Genomic DNA, 707 nt, shown 5'->3' with positions numbered 1-707 from the left:
CGGGGGCGGGGTCCGGGGGCGCCGGGCCGCGGACGGCGCGGGCACGGGTGGCGGCCCGGCCCGCGGGCGACGGGTGGGGGCTCCCGGACGAGAGGTCCGGTCCCGGCGCTCCCTCGTACCCTGTCCCCGTGCCGTCCTCCCGCCTGCATCGCGTCGCCGTTCTCGTGCTCGTGGGTGCGAAGCCGCTCGACGTCGGCATTCCCGCGCAGGTGTTCACGACCCGCGCGAGCATGCCGTACGAGGTGCGTGTGTGCGGGGCGGTGCCCGGCCTGGTGACCGGCGGCGACGGGCTGTCGTACTCCGTCGCCCACGGTCTCGACGCCCTCGCGTGGGCCGACATCGTCTTCATCCCCGGCTACCGGTTCCCGGACCGCGACGACCCGCCGGGGGCCGTCGTCGACGCGCTGATCGCGGCCCACGACCGGGGCACGCGGCTCGCCGCCATCTCGACGGGCGCCTTCGCGCTCGCCGCCACGGGCCTGCTCGACGGCAGACGCGCCACGACGCACTGGCACTACACGCGGGCGCTCGCGGCGAAGCACCCGCTCGTCCGGGTCGACGAGAACGTCCTGTTCGTCGACGAGGGCAGCGTGCTGACGTCGGCGGGCGCCGCCTCGGGCATCGACCTGTGCCTGCACATCCTGCGCGGCGACCTCGGAGTGGCCGCGTCGAACCACGCGGCCCGGCGCCTGGTCGCGGCCCCCTAC

1 protein-coding gene is annotated in these 707 nt (G+C 76.7%); it reads left to right on the top strand.

Annotation, left to right across the window (positions count from 1 at the left end; genetic code table 11):
• Nucleotides 1-128: 128 nt before the first annotated feature.
• On the top strand, nt 129-707 hold a 579-nt coding region (locus tag B7767_RS36075), incomplete at its 3' end, for an AraC family transcriptional regulator (protein WP_143652824.1).

Origin of the sequence: Streptomyces sp. 13-12-16 (assembly GCF_002114215.1) — a bacterium.
In the GTDB taxonomy this organism is placed as follows: Bacteria; Actinomycetota; Actinomycetes; order Streptomycetales; family Streptomycetaceae; genus Streptomyces.
This window is presented reverse-complemented; position numbering and strand designations above follow the sequence as displayed.